The sequence below is a fragment of the Flavobacterium sp. genome (assembly GCF_044361015.1).
Taxonomy (GTDB): domain Bacteria; phylum Bacteroidota; class Bacteroidia; order Flavobacteriales; family Flavobacteriaceae; genus Flavobacterium.
In genome coordinates this window covers 64,752-87,995 of record NZ_JBIKJL010000001.1, presented here as the reverse complement: position 1 = coordinate 87,995, position 23,244 = coordinate 64,752, and the positions used below count along the sequence as shown (strand labels likewise).

23 protein-coding genes and 1 pseudogene are annotated in these 23,244 nt (G+C 30.8%); 2 read left to right on the top strand and 22 right to left on the bottom strand.

Translation table 11 applies throughout. The features are described from left to right. Positions 1-27: 27 nt before the first annotated feature. Positions 28-1,131: a glycosyltransferase gene (locus tag ACIQ2Z_RS00400; protein ID WP_396182202.1), complete on the bottom strand. Its 1,104-nt coding sequence runs from the start codon at positions 1,129-1,131 to the stop codon at positions 28-30. Positions 1,132-1,206: 75 nt separating this feature from the next. On the opposite strand from ACIQ2Z_RS00400, the gene wecB reads away from it, so the two are divergent. Continuing rightward, positions 1,207-2,319: a non-hydrolyzing UDP-N-acetylglucosamine 2-epimerase gene (gene wecB, locus ACIQ2Z_RS00395; RefSeq protein ID WP_396182201.1), complete on the top strand. Its 1,113-nt coding sequence runs from the start codon at positions 1,207-1,209 to the stop codon at positions 2,317-2,319. Here wecB and ACIQ2Z_RS00390 read toward each other — a convergent pair. The 17 genes from ACIQ2Z_RS00390 to ACIQ2Z_RS00310 all read right to left on the bottom strand — a co-directional run bounded on the left by ACIQ2Z_RS00390 (position 2,297) and on the right by ACIQ2Z_RS00310 (position 20,035). After that, positions 2,297-3,226, bottom strand: a complete 930-nt coding sequence (locus ACIQ2Z_RS00390; protein WP_396182200.1) for an O-antigen ligase family protein — start codon at positions 3,224-3,226, stop codon at positions 2,297-2,299. The two genes, wecB and ACIQ2Z_RS00390, sit on opposite strands and share 23 nt — an antisense overlap. A 367-nt stretch (positions 3,227-3,593) precedes the next feature. After that, a complete protein-coding gene (locus tag ACIQ2Z_RS00385) occupies positions 3,594-4,397 on the bottom strand; it encodes a glycosyltransferase family 2 protein (protein ID WP_396182199.1) in 804 nt (267 codons plus the stop codon). Further along, complete coding sequence (locus ACIQ2Z_RS00380) at positions 4,398-5,672, bottom strand: flippase (RefSeq protein WP_396182198.1); 1,275 nt, start codon at positions 5,670-5,672, stop codon at positions 4,398-4,400. Positions 5,673-5,699: 27 nt separating this feature from the next. Beyond that, complete coding sequence (locus ACIQ2Z_RS00375) at positions 5,700-6,359, bottom strand: class I SAM-dependent methyltransferase (protein WP_396182197.1); 660 nt, start codon at positions 6,357-6,359, stop codon at positions 5,700-5,702. A 59-nt stretch (positions 6,360-6,418) separates the two neighbouring features. After that, a complete protein-coding gene (locus tag ACIQ2Z_RS00370; RefSeq protein ID WP_396182196.1) occupies positions 6,419-6,955 on the bottom strand; it encodes a hypothetical protein in 537 nt (178 codons plus the stop codon). Between the two features lie 49 nt (positions 6,956-7,004). Beyond that, positions 7,005-7,739, bottom strand: a complete 735-nt coding sequence (locus ACIQ2Z_RS00365; RefSeq protein WP_396182195.1) for a glycosyltransferase family 2 protein — start codon at positions 7,737-7,739, stop codon at positions 7,005-7,007. Further along, entirely contained in the window at positions 7,736-8,464 is a 729-nt protein-coding gene (locus tag ACIQ2Z_RS00360) for an FkbM family methyltransferase (protein WP_396182194.1), read from the bottom strand. Before ACIQ2Z_RS00360 ends, ACIQ2Z_RS00365 begins: the two co-directional genes overlap by 4 nt. Positions 8,465-8,466: 2 nt before the next feature. Beyond that, positions 8,467-9,531: an NAD-dependent epimerase/dehydratase family protein gene (locus tag ACIQ2Z_RS00355; RefSeq protein ID WP_396182193.1), complete on the bottom strand. Its 1,065-nt coding sequence runs from the start codon at positions 9,529-9,531 to the stop codon at positions 8,467-8,469. A 2-nt stretch (positions 9,532-9,533) separates the two neighbouring features. Further along, a complete protein-coding gene (locus tag ACIQ2Z_RS00350; RefSeq protein WP_396182192.1) occupies positions 9,534-11,450 on the bottom strand; it encodes a hypothetical protein in 1,917 nt (638 codons plus the stop codon). A 2-nt stretch (positions 11,451-11,452) separates the two neighbouring features. After that, positions 11,453-12,514 carry an NAD-dependent epimerase/dehydratase family protein gene (locus ACIQ2Z_RS00345; RefSeq protein WP_396182191.1) on the bottom strand — a complete coding sequence of 354 codons (1,062 nt, stop codon included), beginning with the start codon at positions 12,512-12,514 and terminating at the stop codon, positions 11,453-11,455. Further along, a complete protein-coding gene (gene rfbD, locus ACIQ2Z_RS00340; RefSeq protein WP_396182190.1) occupies positions 12,511-13,383 on the bottom strand; it encodes a dTDP-4-dehydrorhamnose reductase in 873 nt (290 codons plus the stop codon). Before rfbD ends, ACIQ2Z_RS00345 begins: the two co-directional genes overlap by 4 nt. Next, positions 13,377-13,928: a dTDP-4-dehydrorhamnose 3,5-epimerase gene (gene rfbC, locus ACIQ2Z_RS00335; protein WP_396182189.1), complete on the bottom strand. Its 552-nt coding sequence runs from the start codon at positions 13,926-13,928 to the stop codon at positions 13,377-13,379. Before rfbC ends, rfbD begins: the two co-directional genes overlap by 7 nt. 110 nt (positions 13,929-14,038) lie before the next feature. After that, the gene (gene rfbA, locus ACIQ2Z_RS00330) at positions 14,039-14,902 is read right to left on the bottom strand and encodes a glucose-1-phosphate thymidylyltransferase RfbA (RefSeq protein WP_396182188.1); all 864 of its coding nucleotides are present in this window, start codon (positions 14,900-14,902) and stop codon (positions 14,039-14,041) included. Between the two features lie 19 nt (positions 14,903-14,921). Further along, positions 14,922-15,887, bottom strand: coding sequence for a hypothetical protein (locus tag ACIQ2Z_RS00325; RefSeq protein ID WP_396182187.1), 966 nt, complete (start codon positions 15,885-15,887; stop codon positions 14,922-14,924). A 5-nt stretch (positions 15,888-15,892) separates the two neighbouring features. Next, a complete protein-coding gene (locus tag ACIQ2Z_RS00320) occupies positions 15,893-17,587 on the bottom strand; it encodes a DUF6909 family protein (protein ID WP_396182186.1) in 1,695 nt (564 codons plus the stop codon). Between the two features lie 67 nt (positions 17,588-17,654). Beyond that, on the bottom strand, positions 17,655-19,163 hold the full coding sequence (locus ACIQ2Z_RS00315; RefSeq protein WP_396182185.1) for a GH3 auxin-responsive promoter family protein: 1,509 nt from the start codon (positions 19,161-19,163) through the stop codon (positions 17,655-17,657). Between the two features lie 2 nt (positions 19,164-19,165). Then, positions 19,166-20,035, bottom strand: a complete 870-nt coding sequence (locus ACIQ2Z_RS00310; protein WP_396182184.1) for a M23 family metallopeptidase — start codon at positions 20,033-20,035, stop codon at positions 19,166-19,168. Between the two features lie 171 nt (positions 20,036-20,206). Here ACIQ2Z_RS00310 and ACIQ2Z_RS00305 point away from each other — a divergent pair, with 171 nt between their 5' ends. Continuing rightward, positions 20,207-20,407 (top strand): twin-arginine translocase TatA/TatE family subunit, encoded by a 201-nt coding sequence (locus ACIQ2Z_RS00305; RefSeq protein WP_396182183.1) that lies wholly within the window; start codon positions 20,207-20,209, stop codon positions 20,405-20,407. 65 nt (positions 20,408-20,472) lie between these two features. Here ACIQ2Z_RS00305 and ACIQ2Z_RS00300 read toward each other — a convergent pair whose 3' ends face one another. The 4 genes and pseudogenes from ACIQ2Z_RS00300 to ACIQ2Z_RS00285 all read right to left on the bottom strand — a co-directional run bounded on the left by ACIQ2Z_RS00300 (position 20,473) and on the right by ACIQ2Z_RS00285 (position 23,229). Next, positions 20,473-21,087, bottom strand: coding sequence for a nucleotidyl transferase AbiEii/AbiGii toxin family protein (locus ACIQ2Z_RS00300; RefSeq protein WP_396182182.1), 615 nt, complete (start codon positions 21,085-21,087; stop codon positions 20,473-20,475). Then, the gene (locus ACIQ2Z_RS00295; RefSeq protein ID WP_396182181.1) at positions 21,042-21,347 is read right to left on the bottom strand and encodes a DUF6922 domain-containing protein; all 306 of its coding nucleotides are present in this window, start codon (positions 21,345-21,347) and stop codon (positions 21,042-21,044) included. The genes ACIQ2Z_RS00300 and ACIQ2Z_RS00295 overlap by 46 nt, the downstream gene beginning before the upstream one ends. Before the next feature lie 20 nt (positions 21,348-21,367). Further along, positions 21,368-21,469 (bottom strand): annotated as a pseudogene (locus ACIQ2Z_RS00290) (S1 RNA-binding domain-containing protein); the annotation flags it as partial. 26 nt (positions 21,470-21,495) lie between these two features. Then, the gene (locus tag ACIQ2Z_RS00285; protein WP_396182180.1) at positions 21,496-23,229 is read right to left on the bottom strand and encodes an SWIM zinc finger domain-containing protein; all 1,734 of its coding nucleotides are present in this window, start codon (positions 23,227-23,229) and stop codon (positions 21,496-21,498) included. Positions 23,230-23,244: the final 15 nt, after the last annotated feature.

Genomic DNA, 23,244 nt, shown 5'->3' with positions numbered 1-23,244 from the left:
CAATAAAATTAATCAAAAAAGCATGAATTATTGAAGAGCCAATTCATAAGCTTTCAATGTTTCAATAGCCGTTTGTTCCCAAGTATACTTCTCAAGAATTTTTTCTTTTAATTTAGGATTTACCGGAGAATTATAAGCTTCATCAATTGCAATTTTGATTGATTCAACATCATCGGGTTGACAATAAAAAGCATAATCTTCAAAATAATCATAGGTATCACCTTTGGTGGTTACCACAATATTTTTACCCATTGCAGCTGCTTCCAATGATGATAATCCGGGCGTTTCCATCCAACTCACCAAAGCATGAACTTTACAAACTTGGTATAGTTTGTTTAATTCTTCGTGTGAAATAGCACCTAAAAAAGTGACGTTTTCACCAGCCTCCAAATGTACTTGATTCACGTACTCCTTTTGATTTTGCGATTCTTTTCCAACTAAAACAAGTTGGTAATTAGTATTTTTTACTGCTCGAACTAAATTTAGAGTTGATTTTCTGCCTTCAATTCTGGCTGCACACAAAATACAATCATTATATTTTAAAAAAGGATTCACTTGATTGTCATCTGATTCCTTAAAAACAGATTTATCTATGGCATTGGGAATACTAACGTATTTTGGGTTTTTAAGTTTGAATTCCCTTGCCACACGCTTCATTTCAGAATCTGAATTGGGAAGAAAAACACTTGTGTTGTCAACTATCTCTTTCATTAGCCCGTAATGACCTTTGTACAGCATTTTTATAACACCTTTGTGCATTCTTTTTTCTTTGTAATGCTTTATTAGTGTTTTAATATATACAATTTGATAAGGGGATAAAAAATTGGCCACTTTTTGAAAAAGTCCTCCTCTTGCTTTTCGTTCAAATTCGGTATATAATCCGTAAATAGTAGAGAGTACTACTTTTTTGTTTTGCCTTTGTGCATTTTTTAACTGGAGATAAATATCTTGCGGCTCCATTAAATTGAATAAATGAACCAAATCGTAACCTTCTAAATTAGGTTCAAAATCTAAAGATATATCGACTTGTATGCCTTTTTTTTCAAGAAATTCTTTTGTTTTAAGCATTTGAACCATGTCACCACCGGGTGCTTGAAATAAATTGGTTCGGGTTTGAAATAAAACTCTCATCGTATACTATTCTATCTTGCAAATATAGTTTTAATTAGTAGTTTTACATTTCTTTAAAATCTTTTTACTTTGTCCATGAAAAAAGTTCTTTTTGTATTTGGAACGCGTCCGGAGGCTATTAAAATGGCTCCATTAATTGCTAGCTTTTCCAATGATTCTAACTTTGACGTAAAAGTAGCTGTAACGGCTCAACACCGTCAAATGTTGGATCAAGTAATTGGCTTTTTTGACATAAAAGTAGATTATGATTTGAATATCATGAAGCACAACCAAACGCTTCATCAACTGACTGCTGATTTAATTGCACGAATTACCACCGATATTCTTTTAACAGACACTTTTGATTATGTATTTGTTCAAGGAGACACAACTACTGTTTTAGCAGCTTCTTTGGCTGCTTTTTATCAAAAAATTGAAGTGGTTCACATTGAAGCCGGACTCAGAAGTCACGATATGCATTCTCCTTTTCCGGAAGAAATGAATCGGGTGTTGACCTCAAAATTAGCCTCTTATCATTTTTGCCCAACGCCGGTTTCAAAAGAAAATCTCAATAATGAAAACATCACCAAAAATGTTTATGTGGTTGGAAATACAGTAATTGATGCACTTTTAATGGGTTTAGAAAAAATCAAAAATGCAGATGAATCAAAATTTTTAAATGAGTTTAAAGCCATTGACTTTTCCAAAAAAATTGTTCTGGTCACCTGTCATCGAAGAGAAAACTTTGGCAAACCATTTGAAGAAATATGTGCAGCACTATTGGAAATTGCAAATGCTCATAGAGAAACCGTTGAAATTGTTTATCCTGTTCATTTAAATCCAAATATTAAAGAAATAGCCCATCAAAAATTAATTGCAACCAATATCCATTTAATTACTCCTTTGGATTATCCGGAATTAATTTGGATGATGGACAAAAGTTATTTGATTTTAACCGATTCAGGTGGCATTCAAGAGGAAGCTCCGAGTTTAAGAAAACCTGTTTTAGTATTGCGTGAAGTAACCGAACGTAGAGAAGGTGTAGACGCTGGTACAGCCATTTTAGTTGGTTCTGATAAAACTAAAATTGTATCAGAAGCTGTAAAACTATTAGATAATCAGTCCTATTATTCAAGTATTTCTACTTCTTCTAATCCTTATGGAGATGGAACTACTTGTGAGCAGATTAAAGGGATTCTTTCTCTGTAATAAAATTATCTTTTTCACTAAAATATAATAAACCTCCTAACAACATGATTATAATATCTCTATTATTGTAGATACCTGTTATAGTTAATGTAGTAAAAAGATAAACAACAGCAATTGAAGAAACCAATAATGCTATTTTACCTTTTGACTTATAAATTTTTCTGTAGAGATTTATTAAAAAAAGAAGATAAAATAGTAAACCAATTGACCCAACTTTATATAATACATAAATATAACCATTATGTAGTTCAGATATGTATTTTATACCTTTATCATCTTCTGTTAATGGTGCAAAAAACTTTAAATTAACTAATGAGCCAAAACCGTTTCCTAAAAAATAAGTTTCCGGATTTTCATTCATTAAATAAATTGCCCTTTTTGCCTCATAACCTCTCCAATGATCCCATAAATCTTTGTGGTCTTCTCGGTCAATTTTAGTTGTAAAAATTTCAGAAGGAGCAATTTTTATTTTGAAAAGAAATGACTCTAGACCCGGTTTATTGCGATCTAGTTTAACAGAATACAAATAGACATACAGTAATAAAATTGAGACGAAAAAGACCCCTATTATCTTTATACCATTTCTAGTAATTTTTGTAAAACCTTTTACTGAAATATAAAGAATAATAGCCACAACAATCATAGTCCTAGAAAAGTACAGAATATTGGAAATTAAAAGGACTATAAAAATTATTTTTCTGGCTAAATTGTTCTTAAAAAGTGGGGCTAGATTTAATTTTTTTTGATAAAGTAAAAAGAACAACGCAAACAATTCTAAAAAATTATCTCTGCCAAATCCTCTGATAACATTTATTGAGAAAGTAAATAAATCTCCTGATATTATTAGAATAAGCAAATGCACTATTGCAGACAAAAATCCTACAACTATAACTGTTTTTAAAAACAATCGGAAATCATTGATTTTTTTATAGAAAAGATACCCGATTAGTAAACCTAAAATAGGTTTTAGAAAATGAAAAACATCTTTAAACACATTCAATAAAGGCTGTTTATATAAAAGCACACCTATAAATCCCATGAAAAATAGGATAAATATGGGATAACTACTTTTTAAAAAGGCATAGGATATAGTAACTCTATTAAAAATGAAAAAAAATAAAAGCACAAACAATTGAAGAAAAATATTTGCTTTAAACGACGGTAAGTATAATTGAAGAAAAAGAACAATTACAAAAAGAGTCGTGTAAAATTTTGTGCTGTTAATTTTCATACTAATTGGAAAGTTACTTACTATTTCAAAAGTAGCTTTAATTTTATAAACCTGATTTAATTTTTTTTACAGTTTTATTAATTTTCAAGGCCACATTTAAAAACAACCGCTCTAGACCTTTATGGTGTTTTGAAATGTAGTACTCATAACCTTTAATTAATAATGGATTTTTTGATTTATTAAATCCTACAAAATGAATGTAGTTGTATTTAGGCAAAAAAACCCTTCTTAATCCCTTGTTTGCAATTTTTTTCGATAAATCAACATCTTCAACATACATGAAGTAATTTTCGTCAAAACCACCAATATCAAGATATAAATCTTTTCGTAAGAGCAAAAAAGAGCCTCCTAACCAATCAACATCATAGGAGTCTTGAGAAAATATTCCAGTTTTAAATTCGGAACCTTTTGCTAATAATTTTTTTAAAACCAACATATTGAAAAAATTTGGAAAATTTCCCGCTGCGGGTAAATATCTTTTTTCAGCGTTTAACATATTAATTCCTATAAGGCCGATGTTTTTATCACTTTTTAGAAAATTTAAAATTGGATGGATATCATCTAGAAGAATAGTATCATTATTTAATAACAGAATGTAGTTGCCTATTGCCATTTCTACCCCTTTATTATTTCCTTTTCCAAATCCTAAATTAACTTGAGATGCAATTAAATGTATTTGAGGATAATGCACACGAATAAAATCGGAACTAGCATCGGCGGAGCTATTGTCTACAACAATTATTTCATAATCAATACCGGACATTTTATTAGCTATTGAGCTAAAACAATCCTCCAAAAACTTAATTCCGTTGTAGTTTACTATAATTATGGATAATTCCGGATTCATTTAAAAAAGAGTATAAAATCCTAGTTTCTTCTTTATGTAATAGACACAAGATAAATTTATCACCACATTTGTAATTAAACTAGCTATCGCAGCACCTTCAATTCCAAATTTTGGTATTAAAATAAAATTTAAAATGACATTAACAAAGAAACAAAGAATAGTTATATTTCTTAAAATTTTATGGTTATTGGTCATATTTAAAATTTGATCTACATTTCCTGCCATTGCACTAAATAAGACACCAAGAGAAATTATAATTAAAGTATTTGAACCAGCAACAGCTTCATTACCAAAAAAGGAAAGTATCCATTCGTTAAAAATGATTAAAACAACAACAACAGGAATTGATAAAACAGCAATTAAACGAGTAGCATGATGGGTTAATTTTCTTAGTTCACTTATATTACCTTCACCAAACAATTCTGCCATTCTGGGTGTAATAATAGTACTCACAGATACAATAACTAAAAAACCTACACTTCCTACTTTATAAGCAATGTTATAAATACCAACTTGCGTTTCATTTACCATTGCTCCCAGCATAAGAATATCTGTCCAATTCAGCAAATACAATAATAAACCATTAAATAATAAAGGAGACGCCATTTTTAAAAGTTGTTTGGTGGAAAATTCCAATTTTTCTTTTCGAATATTCCAATCGAACACGGTTATTGCTTCTACAATAACAGTAACAAAAATTGCTAGTGAAAAAGCAATAAATGAAAAATAACCTTTGTTCCCATTCAAATAAAACAAATATAAAAAACCAAATAGTAAAATGTTGGGTAGCACAAACATGAAAAAACTGTACTTTATAAATGATTTCGTTGCAATTAAAAAATATAAGAACAACTCATGTGCAATAAAAAGTGGTAATGCAATAGTAACAACTATAAAATATTTTGCCAATTCACTATTGTGAAAAACTTCATTTGCTAAAAAATCTGACCCAAAATAAAAGAATAGAATGGGTATTATTGAAATCAGTAATGCTGCCTTAAGCCCTTTTAACAATAATTGCTTTGCTTTTTGTAAGGTATAATTATGGTTCCCAATAATTTTTATTAATGTATTGGGTAGTCCTAGTGCAAAAATAATGGCAGCGGCTTGAGAAATTGTAAAAACTAGTGAATAGCTTCCAAATGTGGCTAATCCAAAATATCTCGAAATAAATACTGTTGTAAAAAATGTTGAAATAAGTCCAAAAATTCTAAATCCAAAATTTATTCCGGAAGAGGAAATTATTTTTCTGAATGATGCATTTAATTGGATCATTTTTACGTTCGTTTATCCAATTTTAAATTAATTTTTTGCGACAAAAAAATACTGATAGGAGAAAAATTCTTCGAAAATTCTAAATGTTATTTTATTTAAAATTTTAGAGAACGATTTGCCATTATAATTATTTATGGAGCTCTGCTGTTTTAAAACTTTGTAACCTGAAGATTCAAGGAGTACTTTTATATTTTTTCTACAATAAAATCGCATATGAGTATAATCAAAAATACCGCTCTCTTCATAGCTAAAATCACCTTTTATAAAAATTTTATAAACTGCCGAATAGTGCCTAATATTAGGCATACTTACTATAATCTTTCCATTTTGTTTCAAGCATTTTTTAAGTTTATCTAAAACTGCTTTTGGCTCTATCAAATGCTCTAAAACATCGGGTAGTAATATTATATCAAAATGGTTATGAAATTCTGAAAGCTCCAGTTCTTCAATATTTCCAAAAATAAAGCGGTCTACTTCTTTGTAATTTTGTTTATTTTTTTTGTCTTCAAAAATATCTATGCCTACCGTATGAGTTGCAATTCCATTATTTTTTAAATAGTAGAGTGTTTCTCCATAAGCTGCTCCAACTTCAAGGATTTTTAATCCATTTTCATCAGCTTTAATAAGGCTTGTGAGGTCATTTCTGATATTAGAAAAATAGTTTGAAGCTTTTTCGTTGTAGTTCATATTTTGTGTCTAAATAAAAAAAGTTACCTTTATTTTGAGATAACTTTTTTTATTTTCTATTACTTGATTAACTTATTCAATTCGACTCCCAAAGGCTCTAAAGGATAAAAAACTGGATCATGAGTATCTGCCCCTTGAGTAATAAAAGTCGATTTATCCATATCTATTTTTATCTGATCATTTGCGGAAAAATACTGAAAGAACAAATTGCCTTTTGCTTCAAATTTTTTATCGTAATATTTTATAGCAAAATTTTCAATTTTCATTTCTTTTTGTTGTTTATTTTCACCTACATCAAAACGCAAGAAAGTAAAACCAACATCATCAGGTAATTCGAATACGATTTTTTGAGTTGTTTCTTTCCCTTTTACATTAACTCTAACACATTTATCTTCACTAAAATTTAGAGTATTGTCTTCAGAATAAAATAATTGGAATGAGTCGTCAACAGTAACAAGCATATCTACTGTTACACTGACTTTGCTTTCGGCAACTTTTTCTTGAACAATAGGAAGATCATCTACTGATTTTTCGTTTTTACAACTAATTAAAAGGGTGTTCAAAAACACAGCCGTCATTAAAACTTTTATTCTCATTTTTAAATTTTTTTAGCAAAAGTAAAAAAAAAATTAATTTTACAATGTTTTATTTCTTATTAAAATCACCTCTAGAAAAATATTTTTCTACAAAACAATATACCAAAATAAAGAAATACCGACTTCCCATTTCTCTAATCTTCAATTTTGAAACGCCATATTTTCTGTTTGTCCATGAATTTGGCACAACTGTATACGAATAACCTCGAATAATTGCTTTTAAAGGTAATTCAATAGTTAAGTTAAAATGGGGTGATAAAATGGGCTTTACTCCATCAATAACTTCTCTTTTATATAATTTAAAAGCGTTGGTAGTATCGTTATACTTTATACGCATGGTCGCTTTAATTACATAATTGGCAAGTCTATTAATAATTTTTTTAAGGATGGGATAATCAATAACTTTTCCTCCTTTTATAAATCTGCTCCCAAAAACACAATCATAATTACCTTCAACCATTTTGGTATAAAAACGAATCAAATCATAGGGTGAGTCTGATAAATCTGCCATCATCAAAGCTACGCAATCACCAGTATAACGTTCTAGACCATATCGAACCGCATAACCAAAACCATTCGGGCCTAGATTTGTTCCATATTTTACAGCAGTGTATTTTTGAGCCAATTGCTCTAAAACTTCTAACGTATTGTCTTTGGAATTGTCATTCACAATAAAAATTTCATGGTCAATGCTGACTTTTGATAACGCTTCTTCTATTTGGTCGATAGTTTCAGTGATTGACTCTTCTTCGTTATAGGCGGGTATTACGATACTAAGTTTCATTTACCTTTATTCTCATATATTATTTCTGCAAAATCTCCAAAACCATGTTTAATGGTAATACACTTTTCAAAATCATTTTTGAATAATATGTTTTCTATTTCTTGGTGTTGATTATTATTTAAATACATATCATCATTATGACTTTCTAACTGAATAAATCTGATTGGCAAAACCCCACTTTCTTCTTGAAACAACCCTTGCAAGCATTGTAATTCATGTCCTTCGACATCAATTTTTAAAACATCGAACCCTATGTTAGGGCTGTCTTTTAAAAAATCAATCAATCTGATTACCTCAACTTTATAATTATCTACAATAATATTTTCTTTGGCAACCCCTAATACTTTTGCCTTCTTTTCTAAGTATTTTGATTCAAAATTTAACTCTTCAAAAGAAGACGTTTCGTCCATAACATTCTCATGAAAAATCAATTCTCCTTTAACATTACTCAACCCTAAATTGTGAATTGTAATGTTTGTATTTGTTTTGTATTTGTTTTGTAACAAATGAAACAACTTTTTGTTTGGTTCAAATGAATTTATGGTAGCATTTTTATTGATTTTTAAAAAAAAATCAATGGATTGCCCTTTATTGGCACCCACATCAATTATATTGATTCTGTTTTGATTTAAATGGGTTTTGTAAAAATTCTTGAGTTTTGGATAAAAGAAAATTGCTTCATTAATATGAATCAACTTTTGAACTAACCTGGATCTATTAGTCATTTTTATTGTGCTTTGTTAATTGTAGCTTGATAAATTTGTGTCAAAATATCATTAATATCATACTTCCAATTCCAAGCAGGATAATGTGATTTAAATTTAGAAACATCACTAATCCACCAAATATGGTCACCTACTCTGTTTGTTTCAGAGTATTCATAGTTCATGGGTTTTCCGGTAATTTTTTCACACAATTCAATCGCTTCTGCCATGGAACAATTGGAATGTCGCCCACCACCGGCATTATATACTTCGCCCTTTTTTGGGTTTTGATAAAAATGCCAAAACATATTAACCAAATCCCATGAGTGAATGTTATCGCGGACTTGTTTCCCTTGGTAACCAAAAACGGTATATTTATCTCCGGTTATGGCACATTTCATCAAGTAAGATAAAAAGCCATGTAACTGAGTTCCCGAATGATTAGGACCCGTTAAACAACCGCCTCGAAAAACGCCGGTATTCATTCCAAAATAGTTGCCGTATTCCTGAACCAACACATCGGCTGCCACTTTTGATGCTCCAAACAAGGAATGCTTGGTTTGGTCAATACTCATGAATTCATCAATTCCTTCCTTATAATAAGGATGCGATTGATCAATTTCCCATCTTTTTTCTAACTCAACTAATGGCAAATAATTGGGTGTATCGCCATATACTTTATTCGTTGATGTAAAAATAAACGTAGCTTCCGGAGCATGCAAACGCGTCATCTCTAATAAATTTAATGTTCCGTTTGCATTCACGGTAAAATCAGTCAGTGGTTCCCGTGCAGCCCAATCATGACTGGGTTGTGCTGCTGTATGAACAATTAATTTAATATCCGAATTATATTTTGAAAACAATTGTTCCAACGCTTCTACATTTCGAATGTCAATTGCATGGTGTTCAAAATTTGGCACACCTTTAATTAATTTTTGCGTATTCCATTCTGTTGAAGCATTAGCTCCAAAAAACACTTGACGCATATTGTTATCTATCCCAATAATTTTATCAAATTTCTCAGCAAAAAAAGCTACTGATTCACTTCCAATAAGTCCTGAGGAACCTGTGATAATGCATATATTCATTTTCATTGTGTTATTTTATATTCTTTAACTTTAATCTTCTCTTTGTAATGTTCTGAATTAACTGGATAAAAAGTATAGTATTTTATTTTGTTTTCTTCATTTAGTAAGTTCTTGCAATAATTATAGTAATCATCAGTAGAATTTAAATGATAATCAGAAAAAAAACCTGATTTCAACAAAGATTTTGATGTTCTATATTCGTTTGTTCCGTTATTATTTTTCTTAATAGAGAATTTAATTTCAGGTGCATGGCTTAAAATAGAAAAAATCTTACCTTTAGATGTTGAATAAAACTCAAGTTCATAAAAAACATCTTTTTTAGGAACTATAGGACTATCGGTCAAAATTGCATATTCTTTTATAAATGTAAATTTTATTGGTAAAACTTTTTCTTTCCTTTCAAATAAAATAATTTTTCTTTCATTAAATGTAAACATTTCTAACGCATCATAATTTTTCATCAAAACTAAGTTAACTCTTGCTTCATCAAATAACGGATATCTGTAATCTAAAGAGGCATAATCATACAAAACATACTTAGGTGCTTTTGAACTATTATAAAAGTTAAAATTTAGTTCTTCAAGATGTTTTGTATAAACGGTATAAGACTGAATTACTGGTCGCGGTAAATAATTTAATTTATTTTCTAATAGCATATATATACTCCAAGGAAATACGTCGACAGAATTATTCATAATCTTTTGTTTTACCGATTCTGGCATTTGATTATTATTTGGATGTAACTTCATTCCGGATGTTTCAGTAAATGAGTTGTACTGATTTATATAAACTGATTTCTCTAAATTATCTTTAAAATCAAAAATTGTCCAACCATAATTTTTAAAACAAACATAGAACGGTAAAAAAATTATTACAGAAACAATAATTGATTTAGGACTTAGCCATTTAAAATCATAAAAAACTTTTGTACACAAAATCAACAGAACACAATATTTAAAAAATTCCATTATGTGTCCATTATCAGCTCTAACAAAAGCTTGTTTGTAAAGAATAAAGATCGCTATTGAAAAAAGTGAGAAATAAGTAAAATTCTTTAAAAGTTGTTGTTTTTCTTTTTGACGAAATAAATTGAAAATCAAAATTAATAATGATAAAAATATTATTAGTAAAGAAATAGAATCAAACATAAATGTTGAATCGTTAAGGTACATAATTTCATTATAACCAGAAACAATTTCTATTCCTGAAAGTAAATAATCCAAAAGTTGAACATTTAACAAAAATGAGAGCAAAAATAACAAGATAAAGGGAATTAGAAAAAGTATAATCAATCTGATTCTATTGTCTTTTTTGCTAAAAAACAAGTAAATAAATGTCAAAGTAAATAGTACAATTGAAATCAATCCAGTATTTAATTTTATGTAAAATAGAAGACAGATTAAAATAATTTGAAAAATGTAATTGATTAGTTTATACTCTTCAATATTTCTTACTAACCAAAAAAGTAAAAACAAAAAAAGCACAAGTGCGTTAGCACCACCAAGATAAGTAGGCACAACCGAAACTACTATAAATATGCTAATTAATGTCAGTAACTTGTTTTTATTGTTTAATAGGCTGTAATAAAAAATTAAGGCAAAATTTAAAAAACAAAATAGGTCGTAAAGTAAAAAAATATATTTATTACATCCCCAACCAATTCTTGTTGAAAAAAAAGACAAAGGGCCATAAGTAAAAACAATGTCCTTCCCCCAAATAAAATCATTATTGTTAATATAATTAAGAGTTATCGCCCAAGAAGGATCAAGAGAGTTCCATATGTAATCTTTATTTGATTGAATTGGAAATAATGTGTATTCAAAAAAAGAAGGAAAAATAAGAAATGAAGCAAAAAGTGAGAATATTAAATAGATTGCATTGATGTTCTCTCTTTTTAATTTTAGTTTTTTTAAGTTCATTTTTATTTCAATATAGATTCCAATTGATTTTCATTTTCTTTAATCCAATGATAAATATCTTCAAAAACTTGTTCCACTGATTTTTTAGGTTTCCAGCCAATTTCTCTTTCAATCAAAGTGTTATCTGTAACATACATTCGCAAATCTGCTGGTCGAGTAAGTTTTTCAGAACCTATTGTGATTTTATTTCCTGTAATTTTTTCACAAATAGCCGTCATTTCGAGTAATGAAGCACTATTTTCCAGTCCACCACCCACATTAAAAATCTTACCTGTAAACTTTTCAATTTGGTGAATTTGCAAATCAATTAGTTCAATCAAATCATCTACGTGTAAAATATCACGAACTTGTTTGCCTGTGCCACCATAACCAATGTATTTTAGCGATTGATTCCAATAGTGCTTTGCCATCCAAAGGGTAACAACACCCTGATCTGTTTTACCCATTTGTCTGGGACCTGCAATCACCCCAAATCTTGTAATTGCTGCTTGTAATCCGTAAAAAGCAGCATATTCCTGAATAAATAATTCCGAAGCTAACTTTGTTGTGCCATAAAACGATCGTGCACCTTCTAGACTTAATTTTTCAGAAATTCCTTGGTTGGAAATCCCTTCGCTTTCTTGATTTTCAGCAAAAGAAAATCGGGTTTCTTCCTCAATAAAGTTAGCCTTTTCAATAGTTTCTATAGGATAAACTCTACTGGTAGATAGAAAAATAAGTTTGGCTTTATGTTTCAAACAAGCATTAAAACAATTAATTGAGCCGTATAAATTATTATTGATTACATAGGTTGGGTCCGAATCTAATCCTGCAGTAACTGAGGGTTCTGCCGATGCTTCCACCAAAACATCAAATGCTCCCAAAGCTAAAATATCTTCATTGTTTCGAATATCTCCATGAATAAATTCAATGTCCGATTTTTGAAAATCTTTTAAATTTAGCTCTGAACCCCTTCGTTTCAAATTATCAAATGCTACAATTTTATAGTTAGGGTATTTGCTTTTTAATTGAATGCACAATGAAGAACCAACAAAACCTGCACCACCAGTGACAACTATTTTCATTCTTTTTCTATTTCATTTAAACTCGTTTCCCAATACTTTACCCCTCCCGAAATTTCGGGACCAAACGTATTCTTAATTTTGCTTTTATCCAATACACTATACCCCGGTCGTTTTGCCGGTGTGGGAAAACTAGTGGTTGGAATAGGTTCTAAATTGATTTTGATGTTGTTGAATTCGAAGATCTTTTTAGCGAAAAAATACCAACTGCATTGACCTTCGTTGGAGAAATTGTAGATGCCGAAAAGGTTGGAAGATGGAAGATGGAAGATGGAAGTGCAAATCTTCACCAACACTTCTGCCAAATCTACTGCATTTGTTGGGGTACCAATTTGATCGTTTACGACTGATATTTTATCCCTTTCAGCAGCCAAACGCAACATGGTTTTCATAAAATTGTTTCCAAATTGCGAATACACCCAAGAAGTTCGGATGATGAAATGTTTGTGCCAGATTTCCTGAATAGCTTGCTCTCCGTCCAATTTGGTTTGTCCGTAAACTCCTTCTGGATTGGGGATATCTTCTTCGGTATAAGGTGTCTTTTTCGTACCATCAAACACAAAATCGGTGGAAATATGGAGTAAAATAGTGTCAAATTCTTTGCAAACGGTAGCTAAATTTTTCGCTCCAACCACATTGATTAAATAGGCTTTTTCCGGTTCGCTTTCCGCTTTATCAACGGCAGTGTAAGCTGCTGCATTGATACAAAAATTTGGTTTAATTTGTTTAAATAATTGTTTAACGTTGTTCAAATTGGTTATGTCCAACGTGCTTGAATCACAAAAAACAAACTGAATATCAGGATAATTGGGTGCAATAAATTGCAAACTTTGGCCTAATTGTCCGCCCGCTCCTGTAACTAAAACTACCATGCTTTCTTGGCGTTTGCTAAGGTGGGTAATTGGGTATCTTTTTCGGAAATGATTAGTTGATCTAGATCGAAATTCCAGTCGATTCCAATGGAATCATCGTTAAAAATAATTCCACCTTCCGATTCTTTGTTGTAAAAATTATCGCATTTATAAAAAAAAGTGGCTGTTTCACTCAAAACCAAAAAACCATGAGCAAAACCTCTGGGAACAAAAAACTGCTTTTGGTTTTCAGCTGATAAAACCACTGCTTCATATTGCCCAAAGGTTTTAGAACCCGGTCGTATATCAACAGCCACATCTAAAACTGCTCCTTGAATCACACGAACCAACTTTGCCTGAGCAAACTCACCCGTTTGGTAGTGTAAACCTCTTAAAACGCCTTGCGATGAAAACGATTGATTATCTTGAACAAAATGTACGGATTGTTCCAAGGCATTTTGAAAAGTACGTTCGTTAAAACTTTCCATAAAATAGCCTCGCTCGTCACGAATGACGTTCGGTTCTAAAATAAAACAACCTTGTAATTTTGTTTCTATAAATTTCATATAAGCCCCTTAACCCCCAGCGGAGGAAAAATGCGAGGTGACATTTGTTTTTTATTAATACTATTTAAAATCATGAAAAGTTCGTTTTCATTCCTTTCCCCCTTTGGGGGTTAGGGGGCTATTAAACTCATTAAATGAATGCCGTAGCCACTTTTTAGTAATGGTTCTGCAATTTTCTTCAATTGATTGGCATCGATGAAACCCATTCGGTAAGAGGCTTCTTCGATGGCTCCAATTTTTAAACCTTGACGCTCTTCAATTACCTGAACAAATTGTCCGGCTTGCATTAGCGATTGAAAAGTACCCGTGTCTAACCAAGCCGTTCCTCTGTCGAGTATGCTCACTTGAAGATTTCCTCGATTTAAATATTCTTTGTTTACATCGGTTATTTCCAATTCACCTCGATGACTGGGTTTGATGTTTGCTGCTATTTCCAGTACGGAATTATCATAAAAATAAATTCCGGGAACGGCATAATTTGATTTAGGTTTTTCCGGTTTTTCTTCAATCGAAAGTACTTTGCCGTTTGCATCAAAATCAACAACTCCATACCGTTCCGGATCCAAAACGTGATAGGCGTAAATAATTCCGCCATCTGGATCATTGTTTTTTTGAAGTAATTCAGCTAAACCGGTTCCGTAGAAAATATTATCGCCAAGAATTAAAGCTACTTTATCGTTTCCAACAAATTTATTTCCTATGATAAAAGCCTCTGCTAAACCATTGGGATGTTCTTGCACGGCATATTCAAAACGACAACCTAACTTACTTCCATCGCCTAAAAGTTGACGAAACAACGGTAGATCATGAGGTGTTGAAATAATCAAAATTTCATTAATCCCCGCCCACATTAAGGTTGATAACGGATAATAAATCATCGGTTTGTCGTAAATAGGCATTAATTGTTTGCTAACCGCTAATGTTAACGGGTGTAATCTTGTCCCGGATCCTCCGGCTAAAATAATTCCTTTCATTAAATTTGTATTAATTCCTTTAATTCTTAGCCAATTGATTCTTATAAAATCTTATAAATCCTTTGACTGTCATGAATAAAATCAAAAACAAAAACGGAATCAAAAACTTCATTTTTCCATTTGTCCCTTTGGTATCTTTACTATTTAGAATTACACTATTGTCTTTTACAACTTTATCTAAACTTATTAAATCAATTCGTAACAAACCTTGTTCTCTCACTAAATTGTCTTTGGTTTTAATGACTTCATTAAGTTGTGTATTCTCATTATAATAAACCAATTTATCGCTTTTTGAAGACCCGCTAGCGGTCTTTTTAAACTGATTCATTAAAGCATCTATTTGATTTATTATTGAATCATTAGCCCTCATTTTAAGCTGAATATTATTCAAATATTCTTTTTGTAATGCTTTATAATATTGACTGTCATTTAAATAATTAAGAATAGGATTTACTGTTTTTTCTTCAGAAGAAATTTTAGAAGTGGAGAATGAAACCACATGAAAAGGATAATTTTTACTAGTTAATTTATTTTCTACAATTTTATCAATATTGCCGTCTTCAGCTAATAGTTTGATTAAATCAAAATTTTCCGTTTTATTGCTTATAAATTTGTAGACATCAATTATTGGCATAACAGAAATTTTTCCAAACTTTTTTGAGTCTTTTATTCCAATTTCTTTTAAAAAAGTGGTGTCATTTTCATTAATTTTTGATTGTAACAAATCTATTTTGGCATATACATAATCTGTACTACCAAAATTTGGTGAGATGATAATTTGATGATCATAACTTGCTACTTTTTTATCTAAATAAAAACCTAATGCAGCTCCAACAATAAAAAGAACGACCAACAAAATGAAATTTCTTTTTACAAAAAGAATTCCTCTAAAAATCCAGACTAAAAAATTTTGATAGGTTTGTCCTATTTTTTTAGATACTTGTCCTAAATCAATTTCCTGGTTATCTGAATAGTTTACGCTCATAATTTTTATTTTGAATTAAAAATTTGTTCTAGTATTTTAATCGTAATTAAATAGGTTGGTTTTACACCGGTTGTGCCTAATCCTCCTGATGCTAATGTGCTACCTGTTTCTAAGGGATTATCTGATGCATAATACGCATAACGCACTTTTACTTCTTGTGGTATGCTTTTTCTAATCTTGGACGCTGATTGAATTGCTTTTTGATAATAAGCTCCTTCCATTTCAAGACCAATAACACCCCAAGTTGATTCATGGAAAAATTTCAATAAATCTTTATTTTGTAGCGATGTTCCTAATACGGTCACCATAGGTCCCGCAAAAACGGGAATATCATTTCCATTAAACATAGAAACAGTCAATTCATTTTCAAAAGGATAATTATCACCCGTACCTTCGTTGATATGTGCCGATGGAATCATAATATCACCTTTTCCTCCTTGTAAAATTCCGGCTTTACCCATTATGGAAACTGATTCAACATTTAAAAAGGTTACTTTGCTTTTTCCTTCTTTGTATGGTTTTAATAATTCGTCTATGGTTTCATAAGCTTGTTCTCCAAAAGCATAGTCCATTACAATTAAAACCGGTTTTTGGTCTCCTGCTTTAGCTTTTGAAAAAGAAGTTTTTGAAAAATCTATTTTAGCTGTATCAAAAATTTGTACATCTATATTTGTTCCGGATTCGTCTAAAACTGATATCACTCCTGATTTTAAAGCCACTTCTTCAACTTTATTTCTCAAATCATTGGCTCCGGATTTACTTAATTCTTCATAAATATAGAAATCCGGTTTATCCTTGAATTTTGTTTTTAACACATTCGTTGCAAAAATGGAGTTCATCACACTATGCATATTGGCACTAATGATATGAATAGGTCTTCCTAATAAATCATTTTTCTTTAAAACATCCTTAATTTGAGTGGCCCAAATTTCTCCATGAATATGATGTCCTAATCGTTCTCTTAAAATTGGACTGAATGTAATCGTTCGTTTATTGTTTTCAACAATTTCTTCTATCGCTAATTTTCCCAACCAATAGATGATGTGTAAAAAACGATCTGGTTTTTCAGTAGTTCCAAATGAATCATAAATGGCTAATACCTCTGAAAAGCTTCTTCCTAACACATTCGATGCGTGAGATATTGCCTTTTCTTTATCAATTTGTGATAATTTTTTGGGTTGCAAAACATACTGTTCCACTTTTTGCCAATCTCGTGTTACTTCGTGTTGATTTTCATCTAATAATACACGATCTTTAATTTTATGTGATTCGATGAAAATAAAAGTCAAATGCGTTAGAATATCATAAATATCAGAGCGTCCGCGTGTGATTTCAACGTTCATCTGCTCTTCGTCAATTCGGTAACAATTTCTTCTTCGTTTAGGGGGAACAATTGCAGTAAAATGCGATTTAGAATACCCTTCGTCGGAAGTTAAATTGATGTAACGGCATTCTTCAATTCCAACCGGAAGGCGTTCGATAACGTATAATAATCCATTTAATTCTACTTTTTCTTCAGCAATGGACCCATAAATTTCAGGACGTAATTGTAATAAAGCTTCCCGTAAAGTTTCTCCTGAAATTCCCATCGGTTTATAAAAGCCACGATTAAACAAGTGACGCATCGTGATATATAATCGTTCAATGGCTGAAGATGATTCTTGAGCTCGGGAACGGGAAATGTTTTTTATTTCTTTCATTTATAAGGTATTAAGTATTTCAAATTGCAAATAAAAATCAATTTGTATACTTTTATTTTTTGCAAATTTAGGTTTTTTTATTTTGGTTGAGTGCATCTGCTATTTTTCTATCATTACTTAGTCTTGGAAGCTTATTTTGACCTCCTAATTTACCCATGGTTTTCATATAATTCTGAAATCCGTTTTTGTTCACTTTTGTAACAACTAAGCTACGTAAAACCTTACCTACAATCAAATCATCATAATATACATTTTGTTTCCGCATGGCGATATCAATTTTCAATGCAAAAGCATCCATATCTTCCGGCTCTCCCGAAGCTTCGGGGTCAAATTCAATTAACCATTCATGAAAAGGCAAGCCCTCTTTAGGAGTAATTTGAGGGGCAACCGTAAATTCATTTACACGAATTGTTGATCCTTCCATCGCTTCTTTTAAGGCACATTCTACTTCTTTACCAATTACGTGTTCACCAAATGCTGAAATAAAATGTTTAATTCGTCCAGAAACAATTACCCTGTAAGGTTTTAAACAGGTAAACTGAACCGTATCTCCAATATTATAAGCCCAAAGACCCGCGTTAGTGGAAATGATTAAAGCATAATTCACCCCTAATTCTACTTCGCCAATGGTGAGCCTTTTTGGATTTTCAGTAAAAAAATCATCTGGTTTAATAAATTCATAGTAAATTCCTGAATTTAAAAGTAATAACATGCCTATTTCCTTCTGAGAATCTTGGTAAGCGAAAAATCCTTCCGAAGCAGGAAATAATTCAATCGAGTCTACCTTTCTGCCTATTAAGTTTTCAAACTTGGCCCGATAAGGTTCAAAATTGACTCCGCCGTAGATAAAGAGATTAAAGTTTTTAAAAATTTCTCCTACTTTCTTATTTCCTTTTTGTTGTAGTTTTTCAAAATACATCTGCACCCAAGCCGGAATACCTGAAATAACAGTCATGTTTTCATGAAAAGTTTCTTCTACTATTGCATTCACCTTGGTTTCCCAATCTTCGATACAATTGGTTTCCCTGGAAGGCATTCTGTTTTTAAAAAGGTATTTTGGCACATAATGAGCGACAATTCCTGAAAGTCGGCCTAATTTTATTCCGTTTTTTTCTTCTAATATTGGGCTCCCTTGAAGGAAAATCATTTTCCCCTTAACAAAATCTGCTTTACCGGTTTCGTGAATATAACTCAAAATAGCATTTCGGGCTGCCTGAATATGGAACGGGATAGATTCTTTCGTTAGCGGAATATATTTTGCTCCGGAGGTAGTGCCGGAGGTTTTAGCAAAATAAACTGGTTTTCCTTTCCATAAAATATTCTCTTTCCCTTCAACTACTAAATCAACATACGATTTCAATGCCTCATAATCTCTCACCGGAACATATTTGACAAAATCATTATGCGTTTTAATGTCCGTAAAATGGTGATCATTGCCAAACAAAGTTCCTGAAGCTTGTTTAATCAAACTTTTAAAAACCTTTTGCTGTATCTCTTCCGGTTTTGATGCCCATTTTTGGGTATCTTTGTGTGCTTTTCTGGCTAGAAGTTTAGCCGCTAAAACTTTAATTCGCATAATTATTCGAAATCTATAAATTGAGAGGGGTCAATGGTAAAACCGTCTTTCCATAATTCAAAATGCAAGTGAATTCCGGTTGATTCTTTTCCGGTTGACCCGGCAAGTGCAATAACTTCTCCCGTTCTAACCACATCTCCTTGTGTTTTTGTTAATGATGCCGCGTGTTTGTAAACAGATAGTAAACCATATCGATGTTTAATAATTATCACATTTCCTGTGGAGGGTGTCCAATCTGCAAAAACAACACTCCCATTGGCAACTGACTTAATGGGTGTGTCTTTAGCAACTGCAATGTCAACTGCAAAATGCTTATTAACCGAACTGTATTTCTCAGTAATGTGGCCTCTTACCGGTGGAAATAAAACTAAATTTACTTTCGATTGAGCTTTTTCAAAAAGGTTATACTTGTCTTCTAAAGCAACTTGTTCCCTGAGTTTTTTTTCATCCTCTGAAGGACTTAAATCTGCTTTTGAATTCTCCGGATTTTCTTGAGCCAATATAGAGTCTTTATTAAATTTTGCATATTCCAAATCGCCTGTTAAAATCTTTTTAATAGAATTTATGTACATTTCATTTTTCTTCACTTCAATAGCCAAAGAATCTGATTTAACCGTTAAAATAGTAGCATCTTTTTTTAGTTTATTGGAAGCATATCCCGGAATAAATTCACGTAATGGTGTAAACGCAATTATATAAGTTGTGATTGAGATTAACAAAATAGAAGAAATAGTAAGCACAACAAAAACATTCATCAAGTTGAGTTTTAATGAAAAAATCTCTTCGAAGGTTTCCTCATTTAAAATCACCAACCTATTCTTGGTAAACAATTGCTTCTTGAGTCGTTGTCTTTTGAGCCGTTTTTCAGACATAATTCAATTTTAATATACAAATATAGGAATTAAACTGTCTTTAAAAAGTGGTGTTTTTCTTGTTTTAAATAATAAACCATTCACTTTAACTAACTTTTAAGTTAAGAAATACTTGAAATAGAAATAAGTCACGTAATTTTTTTTACATTTGTCCTTTCAAATATGTAAACTATGAATGCATTAGCTATATTTTTAGGAATGATAGGTCCTTGGCAAATAGGATTAATTATCGTTGTTGTTTTATTGCTTTTTGGAGGTAAAAAAATTCCGGAATTAATGAAAGGTTTGGGTAGCGGTATTAAAGAATTTAAAAATGCCGCTAAAGATGATCAACCGGCTGATTCAAAAAAAGAAGAAGAAAAAAAGGAATAATTTTTTAGAAAATTCCAATAAAAAAATTCCAAATTCCAATTAATACGATTGGGATTTGGAATTTTTTATTGAAGTTTGATGACTTCGTTACTGATTTTCTGTTTACAAGTTTCCCAGTTGAACGAACTTTTCATCATTTGAGGTTGTGGTTGTTCATTTGCTTCTTCAAAATAAGAAAGACTTTTTACAACCATAAATTCTGACCCGTCAAAATATTTTTGCGAATAAAAATCTACCATTTCTTTCAGGGAAAATTCATCTAATAAATAGTACAAATCAATAAAATCCTTTTTTGAGCCCCTTCCGGCAATAGCGTTTAATTTCATGGCTGCAATATCCTTCTTGGATACCATTCGAATTCCTTCAATTTCAATGGGCTCATCTAAAAGTTTGTACTGATAATTAACAAAATCTACTTTAATTCCTGACACATCCGTTATTAAAATGTTTTTTGAACTTTTTGAAACTTCTGTCTTCCCAAAATCAATCAAAATTGATATAAATAAATCCGAATCGATGTTTTGATTACCAAATAAATCAATATCAATTGAATTTCTATGACCTATTTGCAAGGATAAAGATGTGCCACCGACAAGATAAAAATTAGAGAATTCTTCAACTTTCATGAGTTTTCTTAAGAGTTCCATAAGTTCGGGAACAACTGTCTGTGTTTGTAGCATCTAAATTCGGTTTTGTCTATTTGAAAAATTGTTGAAACAAATGAAAGTGTGACGGCATCTAAAGACCTTGCGTTTAAAGCGGCTTTCTTTATGGCTTCCATTCCATAAAATTCTTTGATTAATTTCCAATCCTTCATTTTTCCGTATTCTAAAACTCTTTGGATAAAAAAGTTTTTGTGTTGATTGAAATCAAATCCATCCAAATCAACATCCCAAAAAAGATGTTGCGAAAAATCGGCTATAGTAATGGGTTTGTTCATAGTAACAAAGTTAATTGTTTTTATAACACCATCGTCAACTGAATTCTTTTTCTAACCTCATCCACCTCAACCACTTTTACTTGCACGTGTTGATGCAATTTCACGACTTCATTCATGTTGGAAAAACATTTAATTTCATCATATAAACCTAAAACAACTTTTCAAGTTCTTCAATCATTGCTGGACGACGAGGATATTTGGCCTTCAACTTTTGAGCTACTGCAAGAATTTTTTCTTTAGATTCAGGTAAATCATTTATTATAAATTGCATCTTTTGGGCTAAGTATTTATATTGGCTTCTTCCCTCAGAACGCTCTCCTTGCTTTTCGAATAAAGGAACAAGTAGTTCTATTATTTCAATAGAATATTGATTTTTTAGATTAGAGAAATAGGTTAATATATTGTCGAGATTTTGTTCTTTCTGAACGAGTTCAAAAAGTCGGTCAAGATAATTTTCTTGAACATAAATGGGTGCTAAATTATATAATAAAGTAGAATTAAGTCTTCTAAAATCATACAACACATATTTTTTACTTGCTTGATTGACTTTATCAATAATTGCATCTATTTCTTTTTCAATTATTTCTTTCCATTCTTCTGTTGAAAAAGTGTTTTTCCATTGATTATAATAAGGCAAACTCAATCCATTATATAATGCAAATTTCTTAGAAAAAAAGCGTATTAATACAATATCATTTTCTAAAACAGCAATCCTCAATAACTCTCTTTCCCATTGAGCTACTGTTCCGGAATGGTTCTTTTTTTCTGCAATTTTTATACCTTCTGCTAAAAGTATTTTTGCCTGTCCATATTCTTTTTGTTCAATAAGCCTATTTATTTCTATCGTTCTAATCTCAGATACTTCTAAATTTTGTTGAACAAGTTGTTGCACTTGTTCTTCTTGACCTAGTTCCTTTAGAAAAAGTATTTTCTGCTGAATAAAAAACTTCTTGTCATAATCATTATTCTTAGATCGCTCAATTTTATCATTAATAAACTCCATAAAATCATTTGTTTTATGAATAGCTATCGAAATATCAGCATATTGAGCGGTTAGGTTATATCCAAAATTACCATAATTGAAATAAATAGAATTTTGAAGTTCCTCTTTTATAAATTTAGCTATTTGTTCTTTAAATTCTATGGAAACATTAACCCTAGTTAATTCAGACAAACTATCTATAGCTTGATCTGCACATTCGGCAACATACCCATTACTATCGTCGCAATAATCAAAAACAGGACATATTTCTCGAATTAGAACTTTACACAAAACAAAAGCATCACGATAATTTTTTTTGCTAAAAAATTGATCCGAACTATCAACGTATTTTTGTAATTCCTTGCCTAGTTTATTAGAAGCATGATAATCAATAAACCCTCTTGAAGTATGGCTTCGGATAGTTTTTTTTATTAATACTGAATATTTTTTTTCTACATTAAACGATGGATTTTTTTCAGCAAAATACAACTCAAATTCATCTTTAAAATTTTTATTGATTACGGAATAGTGCTTTATAAAGTCTTGATGTTCTTGCAAAGTAATCATTTGAAGCATTTTATCAAAAGTTACTTTCTTGCTATTTGTTGTTTTTTGTGATGTTATATTGATGGTTTTTTGCTCGATAATAGCATACAAAACAGCCACAACATGTTTACAAATTGCTCCGTAATCATAGGGACAATTACATTCATGTTTTTTTATTTCGCCTTTACTTCCTAATTGGATTTCGATTTGATAATCATCTGTTCCAATAACATCTGCCGCCCAAATATTTTTTTTTATTTCTTCTATAAATTCAACATTCCCATCTTGAAAATACTCTTTTCCTATTTGTTGTATTTTTGAATCTATTTGGCTTTCAAAATCTTTTAAAGTCATTTTTTTATTTTTTCC

Excerpts from the sequence above, each read along its gene's own strand:
- rfbC (WP_396182189.1), bottom strand. The coding sequence starts at position 13,928 with ATGAAATTTATAGAAACAAAATTACAAGGTTGTTTTATTTTAGAACCG.
- ACIQ2Z_RS00315 (WP_396182185.1), bottom strand. The coding sequence starts at position 19,163 with ATGCGAATTAAAGTTTTAGCGGCTAAACTTCTAGCCAGAAAAGCACAC.
- ACIQ2Z_RS00360 (WP_396182194.1), bottom strand. The coding sequence starts at position 8,464 with ATGACTAATAGATCCAGGTTAGTTCAAAAGTTGATTCATATTAATGAA.
- rfbD (WP_396182190.1), bottom strand. The coding sequence starts at position 13,383 with ATGGTAGTTTTAGTTACAGGAGCGGGCGGACAATTAGGCCAAAGTTTG.
- ACIQ2Z_RS00345 (WP_396182191.1), bottom strand. The coding sequence starts at position 12,514 with ATGAAAATAGTTGTCACTGGTGGTGCAGGTTTTGTTGGTTCTTCATTG.
- ACIQ2Z_RS00285 (WP_396182180.1), bottom strand. The coding sequence starts at position 23,229 with ATGACTTTAAAAGATTTTGAAAGCCAAATAGATTCAAAAATACAACAA.
- ACIQ2Z_RS00305 (WP_396182183.1), top strand. The coding sequence starts at position 20,207 with ATGAATGCATTAGCTATATTTTTAGGAATGATAGGTCCTTGGCAAATA.
- ACIQ2Z_RS00325 (WP_396182187.1), bottom strand. The coding sequence starts at position 15,887 with ATGAGCGTAAACTATTCAGATAACCAGGAAATTGATTTAGGACAAGTA.
- ACIQ2Z_RS00320 (WP_396182186.1), bottom strand. The coding sequence starts at position 17,587 with ATGAAAGAAATAAAAAACATTTCCCGTTCCCGAGCTCAAGAATCATCT.
- ACIQ2Z_RS00355 (WP_396182193.1), bottom strand. The coding sequence starts at position 9,531 with ATGAATATATGCATTATCACAGGTTCCTCAGGACTTATTGGAAGTGAA.
- ACIQ2Z_RS00295 (WP_396182181.1), bottom strand. The coding sequence starts at position 21,347 with ATGAACAAACCCATTACTATAGCCGATTTTTCGCAACATCTTTTTTGG.
- ACIQ2Z_RS00400 (WP_396182202.1), bottom strand. The coding sequence starts at position 1,131 with ATGAGAGTTTTATTTCAAACCCGAACCAATTTATTTCAAGCACCCGGT.
- rfbA (WP_396182188.1), bottom strand. The coding sequence starts at position 14,902 with ATGAAAGGAATTATTTTAGCCGGAGGATCCGGGACAAGATTACACCCG.
- ACIQ2Z_RS00300 (WP_396182182.1), bottom strand. The coding sequence starts at position 21,087 with ATGCTACAAACACAGACAGTTGTTCCCGAACTTATGGAACTCTTAAGA.
- ACIQ2Z_RS00375 (WP_396182197.1), bottom strand. The coding sequence starts at position 6,359 with ATGAACTACAACGAAAAAGCTTCAAACTATTTTTCTAATATCAGAAAT.
- ACIQ2Z_RS00370 (WP_396182196.1), bottom strand. The coding sequence starts at position 6,955 with ATGAGAATAAAAGTTTTAATGACGGCTGTGTTTTTGAACACCCTTTTA.
- ACIQ2Z_RS00380 (WP_396182198.1), bottom strand. The coding sequence starts at position 5,672 with ATGATCCAATTAAATGCATCATTCAGAAAAATAATTTCCTCTTCCGGA.
- wecB (WP_396182201.1), top strand. The coding sequence starts at position 1,207 with ATGAAAAAAGTTCTTTTTGTATTTGGAACGCGTCCGGAGGCTATTAAA.
- ACIQ2Z_RS00385 (WP_396182199.1), bottom strand. The coding sequence starts at position 4,397 with ATGAATCCGGAATTATCCATAATTATAGTAAACTACAACGGAATTAAG.
- ACIQ2Z_RS00350 (WP_396182192.1), bottom strand. The coding sequence starts at position 11,450 with ATGAACTTAAAAAAACTAAAATTAAAAAGAGAGAACATCAATGCAATC.
- ACIQ2Z_RS00365 (WP_396182195.1), bottom strand. The coding sequence starts at position 7,739 with ATGAAACTTAGTATCGTAATACCCGCCTATAACGAAGAAGAGTCAATC.
- ACIQ2Z_RS00310 (WP_396182184.1), bottom strand. The coding sequence starts at position 20,035 with ATGTCTGAAAAACGGCTCAAAAGACAACGACTCAAGAAGCAATTGTTT.